Source organism: Campylobacter sp. CFSAN093224, from assembly GCF_012897395.1.
Lineage (GTDB): Bacteria > Campylobacterota > Campylobacteria > Campylobacterales > Campylobacteraceae > Campylobacter_D > Campylobacter_D jejuni.
The window spans coordinates 1,342,945-1,362,067 of record NZ_CP040607.1; the positions used below are offsets into that span (position 1 = coordinate 1,342,945).

16 protein-coding genes and 1 pseudogene are annotated in these 19,123 nt (G+C 27.0%); all 17 read right to left on the minus strand.

What is annotated here, in order from left to right; genetic code table 11:
- Positions 1-9: 9 nt before the first annotated feature.
- Positions 10-771: a class I SAM-dependent methyltransferase gene (locus FBF11_RS06855; RefSeq protein WP_002859690.1), complete on the minus strand. Its 762-nt coding sequence runs from the start codon at positions 769-771 to the stop codon at positions 10-12.
- 52 nt (positions 772-823) lie between these two features.
- Positions 824-1,597: a class I SAM-dependent methyltransferase gene (locus tag FBF11_RS06860; protein WP_002874664.1), complete on the minus strand. Its 774-nt coding sequence runs from the start codon at positions 1,595-1,597 to the stop codon at positions 824-826.
- Between the two features lie 67 nt (positions 1,598-1,664).
- Complete coding sequence (locus FBF11_RS06865) at positions 1,665-3,482, minus strand: DUF2972 domain-containing protein (RefSeq protein WP_157796334.1); 1,818 nt, start codon at positions 3,480-3,482, stop codon at positions 1,665-1,667.
- Between the two features lie 16 nt (positions 3,483-3,498).
- On the minus strand, positions 3,499-5,472 hold the full coding sequence (locus FBF11_RS06870) for a hypothetical protein (RefSeq protein ID WP_057096950.1): 1,974 nt from the start codon (positions 5,470-5,472) through the stop codon (positions 3,499-3,501).
- Positions 5,473-5,480: 8 nt separating this feature from the next.
- A complete protein-coding gene (locus FBF11_RS06875) occupies positions 5,481-6,149 on the minus strand; it encodes a nucleotidyltransferase family protein (protein WP_057042367.1) in 669 nt (222 codons plus the stop codon).
- Positions 6,137-6,742, minus strand: a complete 606-nt coding sequence (gene gmhA2 / locus FBF11_RS06880; RefSeq protein ID WP_002874659.1) for a D-sedoheptulose 7-phosphate isomerase — start codon at positions 6,740-6,742, stop codon at positions 6,137-6,139. Before gmhA2 ends, FBF11_RS06875 begins: the two co-directional genes overlap by 13 nt.
- A complete protein-coding gene (hddA, locus tag FBF11_RS06885; RefSeq protein ID WP_002874658.1) occupies positions 6,730-7,749 on the minus strand; it encodes a D-glycero-D-manno-heptose 7-phosphate kinase in 1,020 nt (339 codons plus the stop codon). The genes gmhA2 and hddA overlap by 13 nt, the downstream gene beginning before the upstream one ends.
- Entirely contained in the window at positions 7,746-8,777 is a 1,032-nt protein-coding gene (locus FBF11_RS06890; RefSeq protein ID WP_002874657.1) for a GDP-mannose 4,6-dehydratase, read from the minus strand. The genes hddA and FBF11_RS06890 overlap by 4 nt, the downstream gene beginning before the upstream one ends.
- 8 nt (positions 8,778-8,785) lie before the next feature.
- On the minus strand, positions 8,786-9,847 hold the full coding sequence (locus FBF11_RS06895; RefSeq protein ID WP_052784009.1) for a GDP-L-fucose synthase: 1,062 nt from the start codon (positions 9,845-9,847) through the stop codon (positions 8,786-8,788).
- Positions 9,840-10,976, minus strand: a complete 1,137-nt coding sequence (locus FBF11_RS06900) for an NAD-dependent epimerase/dehydratase family protein (RefSeq protein ID WP_168977472.1) — start codon at positions 10,974-10,976, stop codon at positions 9,840-9,842. The genes FBF11_RS06895 and FBF11_RS06900 overlap by 8 nt, the downstream gene beginning before the upstream one ends.
- Positions 10,977-10,979: 3 nt before the next feature.
- Positions 10,980-11,911, minus strand: a pseudogene (locus FBF11_RS06905) (hypothetical protein).
- Between the two features lie 2 nt (positions 11,912-11,913).
- Positions 11,914-12,459 (minus strand): dTDP-4-dehydrorhamnose 3,5-epimerase family protein, encoded by a 546-nt coding sequence (locus FBF11_RS06915; RefSeq protein ID WP_002874163.1) that lies wholly within the window; start codon positions 12,457-12,459, stop codon positions 11,914-11,916.
- Positions 12,459-13,715 (minus strand): NAD(P)-binding protein, encoded by a 1,257-nt coding sequence (locus FBF11_RS06920; RefSeq protein ID WP_002874162.1) that lies wholly within the window; start codon positions 13,713-13,715, stop codon positions 12,459-12,461. The genes FBF11_RS06915 and FBF11_RS06920 overlap by 1 nt, the downstream gene beginning before the upstream one ends.
- Positions 13,712-15,598, minus strand: a complete 1,887-nt coding sequence (locus FBF11_RS06925) for a glycosyltransferase family 2 protein (RefSeq protein WP_002874161.1) — start codon at positions 15,596-15,598, stop codon at positions 13,712-13,714. The genes FBF11_RS06920 and FBF11_RS06925 overlap by 4 nt, the downstream gene beginning before the upstream one ends.
- Positions 15,585-16,931, minus strand: a complete 1,347-nt coding sequence (locus tag FBF11_RS06930; RefSeq protein ID WP_002874160.1) for a glycosyltransferase family 8 protein — start codon at positions 16,929-16,931, stop codon at positions 15,585-15,587. Before FBF11_RS06930 ends, FBF11_RS06925 begins: the two co-directional genes overlap by 14 nt.
- Before the next feature lie 14 nt (positions 16,932-16,945).
- Positions 16,946-18,091, minus strand: coding sequence for a UDP-galactopyranose mutase (glf, locus tag FBF11_RS06935; protein WP_002874159.1), 1,146 nt, complete (start codon positions 18,089-18,091; stop codon positions 16,946-16,948).
- Entirely contained in the window at positions 18,091-19,119 is a 1,029-nt protein-coding gene (locus FBF11_RS06940; protein ID WP_002874158.1) for a radical SAM/SPASM domain-containing protein, read from the minus strand. Before FBF11_RS06940 ends, glf begins: the two co-directional genes overlap by 1 nt.
- Between the last annotated feature and the right edge of the window lie 4 nt (positions 19,120-19,123).

A 19,123-nucleotide genomic window follows, 5' to 3' on the forward strand; every position in this document is an offset into this window, starting at 1 on the left:
TCCTTAGTTTTATATTTTTTTAGCACTCCAACAACGAGTGGTATATTTTATGCTAAATTCCTTAGGAAGTCTTTGTGAAATTTTATTACTAATTTTATTAAAAAGTTCACTTCCTTCATCAGTCTCCAAATCCCAGTAAGGATTTTTAACACTTTTCCATGCATTAATATAATTTTCAATGCTTTGATGAAAATAAAAATCCTCTTCAATATAAACAATATTATCAAAAAGATCCTTTCGACTCTCTATAATTGGTCTTTGATCTTCTCTTCTTGTTCCCCTTGTATAATTTGGTACAAATTCTACAATAGTATCTTCAGCTATTTTTTGCACAGGATCGTTTAAATCCCTGTGATTCCACATACAAGAAAAATATCCCTCTGATTTTAATAAGCGATGCGCTTCCTCTAAGGCTTCATTTCTATCCATTACATTAAAACTACTACCAAAAGTCACCCAATCAAATTCACTATTTTGGAGTGTTGAGTTTAAGCCTGTTGCTCTAACCCAGTCAATCTTTTGATCCTTGGTTCTTTCTATCCCGATCTCACGCATCGCATCATTTGGTTCTACAGATACTACCTTACATCCTCTTTCTAAAAGCATAATGCTTAAATTTCCAGTTCCTGCACCGATATCAGCGACTTTAATATCTTTTTTTCCAACTAAGCTAATAAGCATATCTATAGTTTTTGGAGCATAATTTGGTCTATAGCTATAAAATTTAGCATGCTTGGTATAATCCCACACTTGTTCTACTAGTTTTTGCATTTTATTTCCTTTTTTTCATCTTTGACAAGCTTGATGAAAAAAAGGAGGTATTTTATGCTTTTCTAGCTGTCCATGCTCTTATTTTATAAGGAATCTCTATACTTTGCATATGAGAAATTTTAGCTTCTATCATCTCTAAAATTTCCTTCCATCTTTTTTCACCTGCTTGTGCTTGTATATCATTTACAGAATGCCAAGCTCCAAGATAACGCTCTTTATCCCAAAACTCTTTATAGTCACACTCCATAAAAAAGCAGTCTATGAAATCTCCTGTTGAAACAAGAATTTCTTCCCATTTTTTAACATTTTGAGTGCCACTGCTTACACGAGCAAGATCTGGAACAATATGTTTAATCTCCTTTTCAATTTCATCAAAAACCGAACCCTCTACAATGTGGCGAGGATTCCAAATCGCAGTAAAATACCCCCCCCCTGTCAATATACGATTAAATTCTGGGAGAGATTTTTTAGGATCTGTCCAATGGAAAGAACTAGCCATGATGACCCAATCAGCTTGATTATTGCTCATGCAGGTTTCTTCGCCACTCCCTTTATGCCAAGAAATATTTGATAAATTTTGTGTAAATTTTTGCCCTTCTTCACGCATATTATCGTTTGGTTCCACAGCACTAATTTGGCATCCAAACATTTCTCCCAACATCTTAGTAAGTTTTCCAGTTCCAGCTCCTACTTCAACAATATTTAAATCTTTTAAATTTTTATTTTTATCATTGATACAAGCTACAAGTTTTTCAAGTAAAAATGGACTATAAGCAGGTCTATTATGATAATGCTTTGCAACCTCTGTAAAATCCCCTTGTTTCATATTGATTCCTTTCTCTAAATTAAAATGCAATTATATCTTTTTTTATTTAATTTAAAAACCTTTTTTCCTAAATATTACCATCCAACTCCTTGCACATTTTTTCAAATTCTTGATAATATGTCCAAGTTTCCAAATACTCTGGATAATTTTCTCTTATGTATTTTATATTTTCCTCGATATGTTTTAAAAATTTTAACCTTAAATTGCTATTTTTTCTTAAATATACTAAAATATCTTTTTCTGTAACTAAATTATTTTTACAATTTTGTATATATAGTCTCAAAGATCCTATATATTCTTCTATATATTCTTTAATTTGACTCCATTCTTGATTTTTCATTAATACATCATATTGATCTTGGAGACATACAATAATTATGCTTTCCATTATAATATCGTTATTAAATATTTTATTTGTGATATTAACATATCTATCCATTCCTTCTATTTCCAAGCTAATTAAATATGGCGTTGTAATAATTATTTGAAACATTTTGCAATTAATATTTACAGGCAAGTGCAATAAACCTTGATGCAAATTAATACGAGAGGTTAAAATAATTTCATGCTCTTTTTTTGGAGTTTTCAAGTTATATCTATTTGCTAAATTATTCATAGTATTAATAATATTTTGAGAATTTATATCTTCAAAATTTATACAAACAACATTATCTTTATTTTTTAACATATTTATTCTTTTGTTAAAAGTAAAATAATATTCTGAATTATCTAATAACTTTTCGAGATCTTCTATATTAACCTTAGTAGAACCGGAATATGCATACCAAATTTCCGGAAATAAATTTTTAAAATCCCTATTATAACATTCCACATTACGACAATAGTTTAAAATTTCTAATGATATTTTATAGCTTTCAATATGATTTAAACCTGCTTTTAAAACAGAAATAGGATCTCTCATAATAGCAACAATATCAAAACCACCATCAACTAGATAAAAAAGTTTTTCATAATCCCCAGTGGTAATTGATGGTAAACATGGAGCTGCAATATTTTCATTTAGCAAATTCTGATAATTTATTTTAAAAATATCTCTTGGATTAAACCAAGCCCATGCTCTAGTTTCCACTCCACACAACATTAAAAAGTGCTGCATAGCCTCACTTCCACTACAACCATTAAATAAAAAAATAAATTTATATTTACTAGGAAGAGGTAGATTTAACTTCCAAGCAATATCCCCCCCCCCTAAAGATTGATAGTTAATTTTATTGTCTGCATTTAATTCTATAGGATCTAAAAGTGGGGGATAGGGGTGGGATATTTTTTTATATTTTTCATTAAAATCATCTGATAATAACCATTCTTCTATTACATCAAAATTATTTAAAAAATAATCAAAATTATCAATTATAATATTTATTATTTCCTGATAATCTTTATGAAAATTTAATATATAAAATACACTATGAAAATTCTTTATTAGCAAGTCAATATTTTGAAATTCAATATTATTAAGTTTCTCTATAATTAAATCATACTGCTGTAAAAATATTTTAATATTTTTATATTCCTGGTTTACTTGCTTAATATCATGCCATAATCTAAAATATCCTCCCTTGAATTTATTTTTATCTGCTTCTAATATAGTCTGTCCTAACATATAAGATAAATGAAATTTGACTTTAACGCATTCTCTATAATCATGACATTCTTCTAATTTAGGATATCTTAAACTTGGAAATAATTTTATAAAAATTTGATAATTTTTTAATTCTTTATAATGTTCCAATTTAATCTTATATAATTTAAACAATAAAATAAAAAAGGGGGACTTTTTTGTTTTATTGTTTAAAACACATGAACCAATTTTATAAGCAAGATGATTTTTCACTCTATCAACTGCACAATTTGGATTAAACATATCTTTTCCTTTCATACTACACTTCAATTTTGTTTTTCATTATTTTTTTAAAAACAAAATAAAATTTAATATATCCCAATTTATACCAATTTTTATCAGCCTTCATAAAAATCAATCCGATTTTATAAAATAAATTTTTCTTTTTTTCTTTTTTAAACTTCTTAACTTCATCTTCATCGTAAAGAAAACTTAAATTTTTATATGTTTTTATCATGTAAACTAATTTTAGAAATATTTTACAATAACCGTATAAAGAATGAGAATTTTTTACTATATATTTTCCTAAACGATATGGAAGTTGTCTGTGTATATATTCAATATGGTTTAATGGTAATATATTTTGTTTTCCATGCATTTCTTTTTGCAGTATGTGATATAAAAAATATGTAATATCAGAAGAGCTACCCTCTTTTAATGATACTAAATATATCATCAAAGATAAAGCTGGCTTATTGATATATGTATATTGTAAAAAAGTTTTTCGTTGATAAAAAAATTCATCTTTGTGAAAATGGCTAAATAAAAGTTGAAAAAAAAATTTAAATTTAGAATGAAAAATATTTATCAATTCAGTTTCAGCTTCATTAAAATGCCCTTGTAATAATAAATTTTCTATAATTAAAATTCCATAAGACAAATTTTCTTGATCATATTTATATCCTTTCTGCAACCAAAATAATTTTATTTTATTATCCAAATTCAATCGACTAGCCACTATAAATAAATAAATACAAGATGCACTTTTATATAAATTATCAATATTATAATTATCAATATTTGAGCTAATTATTTCATATTGAGATTGCAAATCAAAAACATGATCAACAAGGTTATTCTGAATATTTCGATAAGAAATATTTGCAGCCAATGCTCTAAACATAGATTCATTGGAGCCATATAAAATATCAGCGTGCTGCATAAGAGAAAAATTAAAAAAATCACGCTCTGCGTAAGAGAAAGTATTATCTAAAAAATCATTGGCAATATAAATTATTTTATTAAAATTATTCTTTTTGAAATATTCTTTTACAAAGTTAGTAACAATATTACAGCTGCTAAATAATACAATTGTTTTATAACTTTCTTTCTTTATTATCTCCATTGCCAATTCTAATGGAAAAATATAAGGGGATAAAGATGTTAATGCATAAACCCTTATATCTAAATCATTTACTACATCAGCTCCTCTAAAATGCATACCAATAAAATTTCCAATATTTTTATATATTAAATTGGTTTTTTCGATAATATTTTGATATCTTTGAGAAAAAGGTAAATTGTGATACAAATCTTTTAAAGCTTGAAAATACTCATCTTTTTTAATTTCTTTAAATCTTAAATGCAAATAATAAGCATATAAATTTCTATAACCATAATTTTCATAAAAAGGTTTTTTATCTCCATCTTCAATTGCATTAAACCCAATTAAATCATTAAGATCTGGTTGAGTATGAGGTAAGTTATTGTAGGTATAATCATGCTGATTACAAAATGTAATATCAAAAATCTTATCAGCTGAATCTAAAGACATATATTGATCTTTTGCATTTTGACATATTTTATGATCCCAAATAAAACCGAATTTAAAACCTATTAATCTTGATAAATATATAGTATTCAACAAAGACATCATTCTTGCTCCGAAAGCATCGTATCTTGCTGATATTATCAATCCTTTAAATGCTCTCTTCAATAGTCTAATATTTAATATTGAATAATCATGCTCTATAATAAATACATCTGTTTTAATATTTTCTTGTAAAAATAAAATTATTTCCTCGTTGTTTTTAATAATTTTTTCATCTTCAATCTTATATTTTTCTTTTGCATTTTCTCCTTGATAGTATACATTTAAAACCGAATTTTTATTTATTTTTAAATACATACATTCCAATTCTTCGCAAGAATTTAAAATTATTTTAGTAGTATTGTTTAATTGTTGAGTTGTAAAATTAATATCAACTAAATCTTCATCTTTCCAATATAACATATTTTTCCTTATGTATTTAATTCCAAATATTTCTTATAATCCTCAGGCACGCCAATATCTATAAAATAATCATTAAAAATTTCAGCTCTAGTCTTTAATTTTTCACAATTTTCTTGTAAAAACTCTTCAAAAGAAAATTTTTTCTCTAAATCAAATTCATTAAAAATATCTTTAGTTAAAAGATAAATTCCACCATTGATTAAACTTTGCTTTTTAAATATTTTTTCCTCAAGGGAAATCACAAAACCTTGCTCATTAACATTTACTGTGCCATATCTATCAAAATCATTCATTTGCTTTAAAGCAAGGCAAATTTTACTTTCATCTAGCTTTAATTTACTTAAATCTATGTCAAAAAAAGTATCACCATTTAAAACATAAGCCTCGTTTTTTATAAATTTCAAAGCCTCTTTTATAGCTCCACCTGTTCCTAGAGGTTCTTTTTCTATACTATATTTTATTTTTATACCTAAAAACTCATCTTTAAAATATTCTTGTATCACCTCATACTTGTATGATGCTGCTAAGATAATTTCTTTTACGCTTTGTTTTTTAAGATACTCAAAAATAAATTCTAAAAAAGGTTTATTATTTATTGGTGCCATAGGCTTTGGAATGTCCTTTATAACGCTTTTAAGTCTTGTTCCTAAGCCGCCACAAAGTATTATTGCTTGCAAGAAAAACCTTTACCGAAAAGCTCTTCTTCGACAATAGCACAAATAATATGCCCTATTAAAATATGTGCTTCTTGAATTCTTGGCGTGCAAGTTGAAGACACTTTTATACAATAATCACAAAGTTCATTCATCGCTCCACCACTAGCTCCACTTAAGCCTATACTTATAATTCCTTTTTGCTTGCAAAGCTCTAAAGCTTTTAAGATATTTTTACTATTTCCGCTTGTAGAAATTCCTATAAAAACATCTCCCTTAACTCCTTGAGCTTGTACTTGTCTAGCAAATAAATTTTCATAACCATAATCATTGCTAATAGCAGTTAATATACTCGTGTCCGTTGAAAGTGCAATACTTGCGATCCCTGGTCTATCAAAATAAAACCTACTTACAAATTCCCCTGCAATATGCTGTGCATCAGCTGCGCTACCACCATTTCCTGCAAGCAAAGTTTTGTTACCATTTTTATAAGCTTTTATGACTTCTAATGAAGCATTTTTAATAAGAGTTATCAAATTCTTATCTTTTAAAATTTGCTCTTTTACCAAAATCGATTCTCGAAAATGTTCTTTTATATAAGAATTTAAATTCTCCATGATTTAACCCCCTCTTTTGTAAATGAAAAATCTTGCACCCAGCCTTGCTCTTTGCTTAAAGCTTTGATTAGGTTGTATTTTTTAGTAGGATCTACAAGGAAAAACATAAATCCACCAGCTCCTGCTCCACTAGTTTTACCACTATAAGCTCCATTATCTATAGCTAGTTTATAAATTCTTTCAAGCTCATCATTGCTAACGATTTCTGAAATGATTTTTTTTGACTGCCAAGACTTACCTAAAATTTGCGCCAAAGTATCAAAATCCGCCTTAAATAAAGCTTCTTTCATCTTTATAGCATCTTGTTTTATAGCGTGCATAGCTTCGAGGGATTTTTCATCTCCAAGTTTTCCTTTTTTATGCTCTTCTATATCTTTTGCTTCTCTTGTGATATTTGTAAAATAAAGCACAGTTCTAGCTTCAAGCTCACTAGCTATCCAGTTTTTAATACGCAAAGGATTAACAATGACTCTTTTATTATCATAAAATTCCATAAAATTAAAACCACCAAAAGTTGCGGCATATTGATCTTGTGCTCCACCTACTATATCCAAATCTTCTCTTTCTATCTCGTAAGCAAGTTTAGCGATTTCATATTCCCCTAAAGGTAGATTAAGCCACTCTGCAAAAGCTTTTATAATACCTACAACTAAGGTTGAACTTCCACCTAATCCACTACCACTTGGTACATCTGAATAAGTGTGCAAAGAAAAACTCAAAGGTTTTTTTGTAAAATCTTTTACAATGCGATTATAAATACTTTTAAAAATATCTAATTTTCCATCATCTCCTAAGAATTCTTTACTTTCGTACTCAGAGTAAGAATTTGTATCAGGAGAATCAAAAATGATTTTTCCATCTTCTCTTTCGATCAAAGTACAATGTATGTATAAAGATATAGTCGCATTTAAAACATAACCTGTGTATTTATCACAATATAAATTTATATCAGTCCCCCCACCTGCTAAACCAAGGCGGAGAGGAGTTTGCGTGCGTATGGTTTTCATCTATTCAACGGAATCCTTCCTTTTTTTATCTCATCTCTCCAATGATTTAACAAATCTTCAAACATTTTTCTAGCTGCAATTTCTGGCTTCCAGTTAATAAAACTTTTGATTTTTGTGTTATCAAACATTTGATAATCCGCATCAATAGGACGTAGTCTTTGCTCATCTTGCTCTACTTTAATATCTTTTCTTATAGAAAAACCTAAAAGTATATCAATAACCTCAGGGAGCTTAAAAGCCTCTTCTCCTGCTATATTAAAAGCTTCCCCACAAGGAACTTTTCCTTTTTCACTTTCAAGAGAAAGTAGATAATAAGCCCTTATAGCATCACGACAATCTTGAAAAGTTCTTACGCTTGAGAGATTTCCAATCTTGATAACAGGCTCTTGATAACCCGCTTCAATTAAAGCAATTTGTTTTGCAACTGTGCTTTCAAAAAACACATCAGAACGTCTTGGGCCACTATGTGTTCCCATTCTTGTAACAAAAGTGCGAATGTTATAAGCTTCGCCATAAAATCTTCCCAAATAATCAGTGCCAATTTTGCTTATACTGTAAGGACTTGCACCGTGAAAAGCTGTTTCTTCATTAAGTTTAACACCTGCTTTTGCTTTGCCATAAACTTCACTTGAAGAGCAAATATGCACTACAGGGTCATATCCATCTTTTGCCTTTAAAATTCTAATGTTTTCCAAAATATTTGCTGTGCCTATGATATTTGTTTGTAATGTTTCTATAGGTATATCAAAAGAAGTTTTTGGATAAGATTGGGCTGCTAGGTGAAAAATCACATCAGGCCTTTGACTCTCGAAAAGTTTTTGAAGACTAGAGTAATCATTTAAATCTGCATAAAAAATACTGATTCTATCTTTTTTATTAATCCTATCGCTTAAGTGATAGATATTGTCCATAGGTTCTTGCCAACGCATCATTCCTATAACATCATAGTCTGTATTTTCTAGCAAAAAATCCGCCATTTGAGAACCAACTTGCCCTGTAAATCCTGTAATTAACGCTGTTTTTTTCATGATTTATCCTATTGTCTTATATTTTGCTCTTTTAAATACCATTCATACATCATTTTAATGCCATCTTCAAGCTTGATTTTTGCCTTCCAGCCTAAAGAATTAATCTTCTTGCAACTTCCTAATTTTTTCATTGTTCCATCTGGTTTATTTGTATTAAAAACTAAATTACCACGATATTCAACAATGCGTTTAACAAGTTCTGCTAAATCTTTAATACTTATATCTTTGCCTGAGCCTATATTTATATGTGTATTTCTAATTTCAACTTCATTGTTTTTATATAAATCATTGAAATTTACTTTTTCCATAACATACACACAAGCATCAGCCATATCATCAGCGTGTAAAAATTCTCTCATAGCCTTCCCACTACCCCAAATTTCAACTGAATTTTCTGTAATACCAAATCTATTCAAACAATTTTTAACTTCACTTTCATCATTGAAATTTAATAGATATCGCACTTTAGCAATACCTTCTTCTTGCAATACTTTAGCTAAGTGCATTTTTCTTATAAAGGCTGGTAAAACATGTGATGTTTCTAAATTAAAATTATCATTTGCTCCATATAAACTACAAGGCATAACTGAAATAAAATTAGTCTTATACTGTAAATTATAACTTTCACACATTTTAAGACCTGCTATTTTAGCTATGGCATAAGGTTCATTTGTGTATTCTAATTTACTTGTTAAAAGATATTCTTCTTTTATGGGTTGCGGACATTCTCTAGGATAAATACAAGCAGTCCCTAAAAATAATAACTTTTTAACCCCATTTAAATAAGATTGATGAATAACATTGTTTTGTATCATTAAATTTTGGTAAATAAAATCTGCTCTATAGGTATTATTTGCTCCAATTCCACCAACTTTTGCTGCAGATAAAAAAACATATTCTGGCTTTTCTCTTACAAAAAAATCAGCCACAGCTTTTTGATTTGTTAAATCAAGCTCTGAATGAGTTTTAAAAATTAAATTACTATAACCTTTATTTTGTAAATTTTTGATAATTGCCGAACCTGTTAAACCCCTATGCCCTGCTATATAAATTTTAGAATCTTTAAGCATTGCAAACCCTTTTTGTAGAATTTGCAAAACTACGAATATTATTTGCAAAAAGAGACTTGATATTTGTAAAGATGGAGTATTCAAAGTTTAATACCCCCCCCCCATTGTTATTCTTATACCATTCATACATCATTTGAATTCCTTTTTCTAAATCAATTTTATGTTTCCAGCCTAAATTTTGCAATCTTGAACTATCTAACATTCTATCCATTGTAGAATCTGGTTTTGAATTGTTAAACACAATTTCACCCTTAAATCCAACAATATTTTTAATCAAAAAAGCAAGTTCTTTGATACTTAAAAATTCCCCACTTCCTACATTAAGATGCGGTTCATTAGATGAAACAATATCTTTAAAATCTATATTTTTCATCACATAAATAGAAGCATCGGCTAAATCTTTTGCATGAATAAATTCCCTAATTACACTACCGCCACCCCAAATTTCTACGCTATCTTTACTTACACCAAATTTTTGTAAATATTCCATTGCTTGCTCTAAGGAATTCATTTGCAAATCCTTTAAAACCTCATCAATTTTATTTTCATCTAAAAGTTTTGCTAAATGAAATTTGCGAAGTAAAGCCGGTAAAACTTTTGCTTTTTGTAAATCAAACTCGGTTGTCTCTCCATACAGGTTTGCAAGATATAAGGTAATAAAATTTGTTCCATGCTGCAAATTATAACTTTCGCACATTTTTGTTCCTATAATTTTTGGCAAACCATATGCAATGGCTTTTAAATCTAGCTTTCCATCTAATAAATTCTCTTCTTTAATAGGATTTATAGCTTTTTGAGGGTAAGCCCAAGCAGATCCATAAAAAACAAGCTTTTTAACATTATTTTGATAAGATGAATGAATGATATTTGCTTGAAGTACGCTATTTTCATAAATTACATCGGCTGGAGTAAAAAGCCCTAAAGTATCAAGCTTAGCAGCGCATAAAAAAACATATTGTGGTTTTTCTTTTGCAAAAAAATCCGCCACGGCTTTTTGATCTACTAAATCTAATTCTTTTCTTGTTTTTATGATAATATTATTAAAACCTTCATCTATGAGCGTATTATAAAGAGTTTTTCCTAAAGTGCCGCCATGCCCTGCTATATAAATTTTAGAATCTTTTTGCATCATTTATCCTTGAAATCTTAATGGAATTTCAGGATTAGATGGCCAAACTGGAAAATCTAAATTTTGCAAATTTCCGCATTCTTTTCTGTAATATAAACCCTGCATTAAATTTAACTCATTTCTTCTTAGATAACTTACTTCTAAGGTAGTGCTAAAAAATAATCCCTTAGAATAAAAAATCTTTCCGTGATTATTTAAATGTGTATGTATTGGAATAAAATATTCATTCAGTTTTTTTAGTAAACTTATTCTTTTTTCAACTCCATCTTGCTCTTCAGGATTACACCCATGAAATTCAAATATAACTTGTGAAAAATATTTATTTAAAATACTTATATCAACATTTTCAAGCATATCCCATTCGCAATTTTCAATATCACATTGCAAAATATTTGGTCTACTATCATCTAAATTATTATCTTTTAAAGCTTGTGCTAAAGTAATTGTATTCTCATTATTTACATTACCTATAAATTTTTTATGAAAAACAATATTTTCATGGTTATAGGGACATTTTTCTATGCTAGCATCATATTCTATCACCTTAAATCCTCTTTGAGCCATTTCTAGATCCCAAGGAGAACTATCCGAAACACCTAAAGAAAGAGCTTTCGCATCAATATTGCTCATATACCCCCCCCCGCATTATACATTACATAACCACCATCTCCATTACCACCAATTCTTAGCAAATCACACAAAGGCAGTTCCAAAGGTCGAATGAGATTTAAATAATTTATGATATTTTGATAACATTGTTCATTGTTATTTATGCGAATATAATTTCTATCTCTTGCTTGTAATAATAAAAGTAAAATTTCTTTATCTTTTTTATCAATATCTAAATTCGAAATAATGTTTGACATTAAAATTTGATAGGACAATTGATTGCTAAATTTAATATTAGCATTTAACTCTTGTAATAATTTTTCCATATTTATCCTTTATTTTTAGTTGCTAAAATATCACGTTCTGAAAGAATAGGAGAATTTGTTGGCCAATCTATACCGATTCTTTCATCATTCCATGCATAAGTAAATTGATCAGGCGCATCCACATAATCTCCTTTATAAGCACATTTATAGTAATAAACTGCACTTTCACTACTAACATAATGTGCATTTCCAAAACCTGCTGGCACTAAGATGATTTGCTGATTATCTTGATTTATGATGAATTTTTCATACTTTAAATAGGTTGGCGAATCTTTTCTGCAATCAACCACAACTTGATGAATTTCCCCATAAACACAAGTTGCAAGCTTATAAGTTTTTACATCACCATGGATACCGCGGATAACATTATGTTTAGAATGTATAAATTTATCGTGTATAAATTTTAATCCATTTGGCAAAAGATTATCTATAGCTTCACTTGTAAAAGCTGTCCAAATTTCACCTCTTAAATCTCTAAATTTATTAGGAGTTATAATATACACTCCTTTTAAAATTTTTGATTCTTGTATGTCAAATTCTATTGCCATTATTTTCCTTTATATTTTTCTTTTATAACTTTAGCTAAATCAATAGACCTTTTAATACACACATCCATATTATAATACTCCCATTCACCAAAACGACCATGAGAAATTAAATCGATAGAATTAAGATAATCGATCGCTTTTTGTTTTGATTTAGAATAATTTAAATCAAAAAATACGTATGCATGCTCTGTAACATTATAGTCAAGTGGTTTTTTTAAAAATGGTATTTTTTGTCCTTCTTGCACTAGCTTATTATAAGAAATCTCACCTATAGCTTCTGTGGTGCAAAATTTTCCCTTTGGTTGAACTATGGAACCTGTATTAGAAATCCTATGAAAACCTATGCTTGGATCTGGAATATAACCCCAAGTAATATCTAAACTTCCGTCTGTCTCCCAAAAAATATTTGTAACTTTATTATATCTGAGTTTTTTAAAATAATTTAAAACCTCAACAGGGATATCTTTCAAAATTTTAGGAATAAAATCTAAAGGACTTGTGTTTATCAATATATCATATTTTTTTTCACCATTAACAAGCCATTGGTTATTTTCCTTTTTAATCTCCCTTACTTCATAATTTGTAAGAATATTAACACCCTCTCCTATAGCCTCTATAAAAGTATTTTGATTATTTGTTTTTGGATAGTAAAAATGTCTATGAGTCATATTATCAAAATTTTCTTTTTTGTTTAAAATTGAATAATAAAAATTTTCTTTAGTTGGTACAGGTAATTTCATTTGCTTTTCATCTTCTATCCATACATTATCCATATTTTTTGGCTCAATTCCCCAAATTTTAGAATTATAAGGTATAAAATACTCTTTTGCTAAAGTCTGACCAAAATGATTTATAAACCATTCTTCAAGATTACTTCCTTTCTCATACGAAGCATTAAACATTTCTTTTGTAATATTAAATGCTAAACTTGAATCGATTTTATCTATTTCTTTGATTGAAAATTCTATAGGATAATTTATCCAATTATTTTTGAATAAAACTTGAGCTTTTCTTGTAATATAATTCCAACTATCTTTAGATAATATTTTATTGAATACCAAATCTTTGACGTCTTGATATTTTGAATCAAAACAATGGCCTCCATTGATATGATAAGCCATACCATTTACATCTTTAGTTCTTGCAATACCACCTACAACAGGCAATTTCTCTAAAACCTCAACTTCAAAATCATCTTTTAAAAGCCTTGCAATAGACATTCCAGATATACCAGCACCTATAATTCCTATTTTCATTTTTTTCCTTTATTTTTCATTTCACTATAATCAATAAAAAAAATATTTTTATGTTTAAATTGATTATAAATTTTTTTAAACTCTTCACTTTCTTTAAAAAACTTATCTACAAAACAGATAATATAAAGTATTTTTTTTTCATTTTTAAAAATTTGAGACAATATCTTATAATTATAAAAATCCAAATATATACTCAATATAAAGATATGCTGATATTTATTAAAAATATTCTCCAAAAATATACATTTTCTCTCTTCAAGAGAATCATCATCAATATAGATACCATAACCATCATCATTTGTTGTATAGTCTAAACTTTCTAATGATATTTCATGATTTATTACCAATTCTTTGGATAAAAAAATATTATTATAATTAGCATATTTGGCTATTAAAGTAAAATAAAAATATTCGTTATATTCATAACCATATATTTTTATATTATAATGTTTTAATTCTTCTAACAAGAAACCTTCTTTTACATTTAAATCCAAACACACCGCATCATTATATTGATGTATATATTTTGAAATTGTAATTTCAACCATTTTTAATAAATCATTAAATTTAGCAAAAGATATATTATCAATCTTATTTAAATTATTTGCTATTGGTTTATATTTTTTTTTAAAAATAAATTCACAATATGAATAAATAAAAATTAACGGGTATAATAAAATAAACAATCTCTCTATTTTATTATATATCATAATTATATTTTTTCCAAGAATAAAGTTCAAATGATTTTTTAATTTTAGTGATTCTTGATAGTCTGTACACACTGTTAAATCATAATTTGATTTTTGATTTGCATTTTTTAACAAATTAAAACATTTAGTAAAATTTCTAATATTTTTACACACATATCCTATTCTATATTCTAAACTTTCTTTAATAATTCTTTTTGCACTCACACTTGGTCTATTTAATAAATTTGAACTATAATCTAATGGATCTACTGGAAAAAGTAGTAATTCGGATGATTCTTGAAAATAATATTCAATTAAAAAATTTTTTATCAAAAAATTTATTTTTTTATTTGGATAATCATAAATAAACTTCTCTAATTCTAAACCTATTGTTAACTTAGATCCCAACTCATCATATTTTTTTTGATCATAAAGAATACTATTATATTTTTTATGAAAATAAGCAGGCATAAAAGTACTATTTTTATTTTTATTATAATTGCAAAGAGAATTTGCTCTAATTCTATAATTATAAAGTTTTAATGGCAAGACTTTAATTTTATGAGAACTAGCAAAGAAAATTACTCCAAACAAATGATCTTCTAAAAACAACCCTTCTTTAAATTCTAGCTTGATACTTTTTAAAAAGTCGAAATTTATCATACCCATTTTTGCAAAAGCATGCCATTCTTTTGTAATAAATACTCTTTTAAAAAAATCCATAGGGGTTATAATTTGTTCTTTTTTATAACCTAAGTAATCCATTCTTGTACAATCATTATCATATGGCTTAATTCCATCAAAAATATATCGATAATCAAACCAAACAGCTTGAACTCCCTCCATATTACACACACACTGACTCAAACAATTTTTATCCCAATAGTCATCCCCATCTAAAAATATTAAATAATCAATTTTTAAATTATCTTTTTCAAGTTGATAAAAATAATTTATTCCAGCATTTAAAGCAGAACTCAACCCACCATTGCTTTTTTTTATTAAAACAAACCTTTTGTCTTTTTTCAAATACTCTTCAATTGCATTAACACTTAAGTCTGTACTACCATCATCAACCAAAAGAACTATATAATTTTGATAATCCTGCTCAAGTATACTATCTAGACACTGTCTAATATATTGTTCAACATTATATACTGGAATAATTATGCCTATTAACTTATCTTTTTTCATATTCTTTTAACATCCTAATAATTTTTTTAATTTTTAAATATAAAGACATTTTGCCGATTATAATCCCACCTAGCTGATATTCTTTACTATTTTTAATTTTCAACACATCAATATAGTCCAAAGAATCTTGTGGTATATAACTGTTTCTTTGCTTATTTTTTTTTAATTTATATTTTATATAAATTAAAAAAAGAGTGAATGGCAATATTATTTTTGCTAAAAAATTTTTTTTTCTTAGAATATGTTGTCCTAATTGAAAAGACAAATGATTTTTAACTTGCTCAACATAATCAATTTTAATCTTTGTTTTATCAATACTACTTAACATTCTTTCTATTATGCATGACATATTTTCAGAATAATCTAATAGACTTTGATAAAATAAATTTTGCCTTAACTCTTTTAATTCATCTGAAAACACTGGCGTTCTCAAAGCAACATCCCACCACTCTTTATAATATGGATAATTTATAATTTTGCCAAAAGAATCCATTCTTTTAGAATCTGATCCACCCCAAGGTTTTATAGAATCATAAGCAAAATGAATAATTTTTATATCTTTTTCTGATGAATAATATTCTTTATCTGTATAATTAAAATTAAATGGAATAGGATCATTATTAAAAGTTTTTTCTATAAATAAATTATTTGGAAAAAAATTCCAAGATATTGGTAATTTTAAAATATTTCCATCTACCACAGCGTTCATAGCATCCTGCATTGCAACCCTAGCATTGTATTTTGAGAAAAAGTTATACATTTTATTTGTAACATCATATAATTTCCACTTTTTTACATTAATTAATAATAAACCTCCGTTAAAATATTTCTCTGGATATTTAAAATAAAAATCTTTTTTATTACATTCTTCAACACTCTTCCTAGGTAACAATATACTAGGCTCCTTATAATAAGAATAATCATAAACAGCCCCTAACAAGCATTCTTTTAACTCGCAAGAAAACAACTCTCTCAAATCCTGCAAGACCAACATATCTATATCCATAATAAGACATTTCGAAGTTTCAATTGGAAGAAAGTTTTCAAATAATAAAATAAAATATGTTGCTCTGCTTCCAAACCATGGAGGTAATTTTTGAAACTGTTTTTCATCAACCTCATGAATACAAATCTTTGTTGGATATTGTAAATTTAAAATATTTTCCATTTTTTTCAATTTTTCAAAATTACATATTTCTAAATTTGAAGTAATAATATGAAAACAATAGGGTTCAAAATTTTTATTTTTTTTTGTATTTAAAATAATACTATAAATTAAAACACTTGCATATTTAATATATGCATTTGAAGAATTTAAAAAAATATGATACATTAACATCCTTAAAATTAAAAATACTTGGAGCAAAATAACAAAGCTCTTTTTATTGCTTGATCCATATTATAATATTTAAAATCTGCCAATCTTCCTAAAAAATATAAATTATTTATTTTTTTAGCAAGATTTTTATAATTATGATATAATTTTAAACTTTCACTTGTTAAAATAGGATAATAAGGCTCGTTTGATTTTGGTACATATTGAGTAGGATACTCTATAGAATAACTTGTACCTTGAACATTTTGGTTCGGCATTTGCTTATATTCGACAATTCTAGTAAAATCTTTAGCCTGAGGATAAACTACTATTGGCGCGGGTTGTTTTAAGTGTATATTTTCATAATTCCATTTAAATTCTAAAGACCGGTAAGGTAATGATCCAAAACGATAATCTAATAATTCATCCAATGGTCCTGTATAAATTAATTTATACTTCATTTTTCTTCCATCTAATAACATATCATTAGAATCAAAATTAATTTTAATATTATTTAAAAAATTTTCATTTGTAATGATTTTTATATTCTTATGTTCTAAAAGATTTTTAAAAAAGTATTCATAACCATTTTTAGGTAAAATCTGAAATCTATCATCAAAATAATATTTATCATAGGAAAATTTTACAGGAACTCTCTTTAGAACACTAATATCTATTTTTTCAGCATCAATACCCCACTGCTTAGAGGTATACAGTTTATAATCTTGATTAAATAAAAATAAAGCATATTCCCTGATTTTATAATTTTCTGATTTTAAAAGATCTATAATAGTTTCTTTTTTCTTTTTAGGAAACATTAACTCTATATTCTTTTTTAAACTTTCAGAATCTTTAAAACTATAAAAATCATCAATGGTTTGATAATTAAAAGGACATGGAGTAAATTTATTATTAATTACGGCCATACACCAAGATTTATAATGAATCCATTCTGAAAATAAATTAACATAACAAAACACCTTAAAAGAATTTGTATGAAAAGTATGTGGACCATATTTATGAACTCTAATTCCATGTTGATCCACATAATCAAACATATTGCCACCAATATGTGATCTTTTTTCAATAATAAAAACCTTATTATTCTTATCTTTATCAACTAAATGTCTAGCAATAACACTTCCAGTAATACCAGCACCAACAACAAAATAATCCATTATACCAATAATGCTCCACTAATACACTTAGAACAAATAGGATTTTCATAAAAACGTCCGGTTTTATGAAGAGCTCTCAAACTATTAATTTTTTCAGCATTCCAAAATTGAGTTAAATCACAATTACCAGTTTTTTTGTAAATTTCAAAAATATTACCCAAAACTAACTCTTCTCCATAAAATGTACAACAAGGCAGAACATCTCCTTGCGCATTAATAACAAGTTGTTTATAAGGAAAAGAACAAGAAAAAGATGATTTTTGCGTAGTAGTTTTAGAACCAAAAACTTGAGTAGTTTTCGGAGGTTTAACCATCTCTTGAATTCCTATCATATCAACTCTATCTTTCCAAAAACCAATAAATTGTTTTAATTCATGTTCATTTAATTCCGTTCTAACAAAATTAATCCTTACAAGTGGAGTTAAGCTATCTGTAAGTTTCTTTATTTTAATTAAATTGAGAATATTATTTTTTATTTTTATATAGTTACCGCCTGGACGAACTTTATTATAAGTGGCTTCGCTAAAAGCATCTATAGAAATTTGTATTCTATCAAGACCAGATTTAATTAAAGAATAAATCCTTTTCTCATCCAATAACATTCCATTGGTTGAAAAGTAAATATCTAAAATGCCTGCTTTTTTTGCATAACAAATAAATTCTTCCAAATCATTTCTCAATAAAGGTTCATTTAAATAATTAAGTTTAATAGCTCTAAGACCCTTAGAGACTCCAATATCAATAATTTTACAAAAAAGTTCAAAAGGAAATAAATATTTTTTTTTCTCACTATTTATTTCTGTCGATAATGGACACATTGGACATTTCAAATTACAAGTAGCATTTAATTCAAAATCAATTTGAATAGGATGCTCTAAAATTTTTTCTAAATTAGCCGCCTGTCTATATTTTTTTCTATAATCACGCCATTTAATCGAATCTTTTATACTTTCCAAATGATCAATTTTTTCAACCCCTATAATTCCAGTTAATTCAGTTTCATTTCTTTTTAATTCATTACTGCTCATAAAT